This is a genomic window from Actinosynnema sp. NPDC059797, assembly GCF_042732085.1.
Lineage (GTDB): Bacteria > Actinomycetota > Actinomycetes > Mycobacteriales > Pseudonocardiaceae > Actinosynnema.
In genome coordinates, this window is sequence record NZ_JBHWIE010000615.1 from 1 (window position 1) to 2740 (window position 2740).

Here is a 2740-nt window from a genome sequence, read left to right on the forward strand (position 1 = left end):
CAGACCCACCGTGTCGTACGCCCAGCACCCGCGAGTCATGCGTCCAGGACTCGCGAGTCATGCGTCCACGACCCCCGAGTTCTGCGTTCGCGACCCCCGAGTTCTGCGTTCACGCACCCCCGCCGGCCCGTTCGCCGGTCTTGAACGTTGAACTCGGCGGTCCTGTACGTACGACACGGTGGTCGTGAACGTGTACGACTCGCGGGGTCTGAGCGCATGACTCGCGGGGGTTGAACGCATGACTCGCGCGGGGGTGGGGTCGTGTAGCGTGCGCGCCGGCGTGCTGGTGGTGGGGGGTTGACGTGGCGGTGGTGGGGGAGGCGCCGGCGGTGTCCGCCGGGCCCCGGTGGCGTGCGGTGGCCGAGCGGGTGCTGCCGGAGGCGCCGCGGAGCGACCTGCCGCGCGGCCGGCTCGCGTTCGGGTACGTCGTGGCGTTCCTCGGCGCGCTCGGGTTCCAGCTGCTCATGCCGGCGGGGCGGTCGCGGCTCCAGCACGTCTGGGCCGAGGACGGCGCGCGCTTCCTGCTCGACGGCATCACGCAGCCGTTCGCCGCGAACCTCGTGTCCCCTTACGGCGGCTACCTGCACACCATCCCCCGGCTGGCCGCGGAGCTGGTGTCGGTGCTGCCGCTGGAGCAGGCCGCCGCCTGGTTCGCCGTCCTGGCCGCGGTGCCGCGGGCACTGGTCGCGCTGGTCGTCTTCGCCGCCTCGGCGGGCCACCTGCGCTCGCTGCCGGTCCGGTTCGCGCACGCGGCGCTGGTCGTGGTGCTGCCCGTGGGCAACTCCGAGCCGCTGGACAACGTCACCAACCTGCACTGGTTCCTGCTCTACGGCGTGTTCTGGGCGCTGCTGTGGCGGCGCGAGCCCCGCGTGCCGGTGGCGGTCGTCGTCTTCGTCGTGCTGTCCGCGCTGTCGAGCCCGCTGGCGTTCCTGCTGGCGCCGGTCGCGCTCCTGCGGTTGGCGCTGTGGCGCGACCGGGTCCTGCCGGTGGCCTTCCTCGTCGCCGCGGCGGTGCAGGGCGTGGTCACGGTGTTCGCCGAGCGGACCCCGTACTCCCACGACCCGGTAGACCCGGTCCAGGTGCTGCTCGCCGCGCTGCTGCGGGTGCCGGTGGCCGCGTTCACCGGCTCCGAGCAGGTCGAGCGGTACTACCCGGCGCTGGGCAACGCGCCGGTGCTCGCGGCCCTCGTGCTGGCCGGCCTGCCGGTGCTCGCCGGGCTCCGCTGGGGCGACCGGGCGGGCCGGGTGCTGGTGGCGCTCGGCCTCGGCCACGGCGCGCTGGTGATCGTGGTGACGCTGGTGGCGAACTGGACCCAGGTGCTCCAGGTGCAGCACCCCGGCGTGGTCCTCGCCGCCCAGCGCTACAGCGTCGCGCCGTGCCTGTTCCTGTTCACGGCGGTGGCCGTCGGCCTCGACGCGGTGCCCCGGGAGACGTGGGGCCGCCTGGCGGTCAAGGCGGGGCAGGTCGTGTTCGCCCTGGTCGTGTTCTGGAGCGTCGTGCAGCACGTCCACGCGCGCGGCGGCGTGCTGGACGGCCTCCCGTGGGGCGACGGCGTCGCGCGGGCCCGGGAGCAGTGCGCCGCGGGCGGGCCGGTCGGCCGGTTCGAGCACGAGCCGGACCCGTGGTTCTTCGAGGTGCCCTGCTCCTACCTGGCCGACTGAGCGCGCTCGCGCAGGAACGCGCGTTCGGTCTCGTTGTCGGTCAACGCGATCGCCCGTTCGTACTCGGCGGTCGCGTCGCGGCCGAGGCGGCGCAGCAGGTCGGCCTTGACCGCGGGCAGGTAGTGGTGGCCGGCGAGCCGCCGGTCCCGCTCCAGCTCCGCCACCTCGGCCAGCGCGGCGGCCGGCCCGCGCACCTCCGCCACCACGACGGCCCGGTTGAGCGCCACCACGGGTGACGGCCACACCCGGGCCAGCTCGTCGTAGAGCAGCAGGAGCTGCGGCCAGTCCGTGTCGGCGTACGTCGGCGCGGTGGCGTGCAGCGCGGCGATCGCGGCCTGGAGGGCGAAGCGACCCGGCCGGCCGCCGCGCAGGGCGGCCACGACCAGGTGGTGCGCCTCGTCGATCGCGGCCCGGTCCCAGGTCGACCGGTCCTGCTCGGCCAGGGTCAGCAGGCGGCCGTCGGCGGCGGTGCGGCCGGCGCGGCGCGCGTGGTTGGCCAGCAGCAGCGCCAGCAGCCCGCGCACCTCGCGCTCGTCGGGCATCAGCCGGTGCAGCAGGCGGGCGAGGTCGAGCGCGTGCCCGGTGAGGTCGTCCCTGGTCAGCGCGCGACCCGACGGCGCGGTGTGCCCGGTGGTGAACAGCAGGTGGACCGCGGTCAGCACGGCGTCGAGCCGGTCGGGCAGCTCGGCCGCGGCGGGCATCCGGAACGGGACGCGCGCGGCGGCGACCTTCTTCTTCGCGCGGGTGATCCGGGCCGCCGCGGTGGCCTCGGGCACCAGGAGCGCGCGGGCGACGTCCGGTGTCGCCACGCCGCACACCAGCCGCAGCGTCAGCGCCACCTGCGCCTCGGTGCTCAACGCCGGGTGGCAGCACAGGAAGACCAGCCGCAGCGGGTCGTCGGGCGACGGCGGGGCGTCCGGCGCGGTGGCCGGCTCCACCAGCAGGTGCAGCTTCGACCGCAGCGTGCCGACCCGGCGCAGCGCGTCCAGCGCCTTGTGCCGGGCTGCCGTGGTCAGCCAGGCGCCGGGCCTGGTCGGCACGCCGTCGCGCGGCCAGTCGCGCAGCGCGTCGGCGTAGGC

Annotated in this window: 2 protein-coding genes; one reads left to right on the forward strand and one right to left on the reverse strand. The window is 75.7% G+C overall.

Annotation, left to right across the window (positions count from 1 at the left end; translation table 11 throughout):
- Positions 1-302 precede the first annotated feature (302 nt).
- Positions 303-1661, forward strand: a complete 1359-nt coding sequence (locus ACFV4N_RS42455) for a hypothetical protein (protein ID WP_499678357.1) — start codon at positions 303-305, stop codon at positions 1659-1661.
- On the opposite strand, the gene ACFV4N_RS42460 is transcribed toward ACFV4N_RS42455, so the two are convergent.
- Positions 1646-2740, reverse strand: a 1095-nt coding sequence (locus ACFV4N_RS42460; protein ID WP_499678358.1) for an RNA polymerase sigma factor, incomplete at its 5' end; no start/stop codon positions are given. The genes ACFV4N_RS42455 and ACFV4N_RS42460 overlap by 16 nt on opposite strands.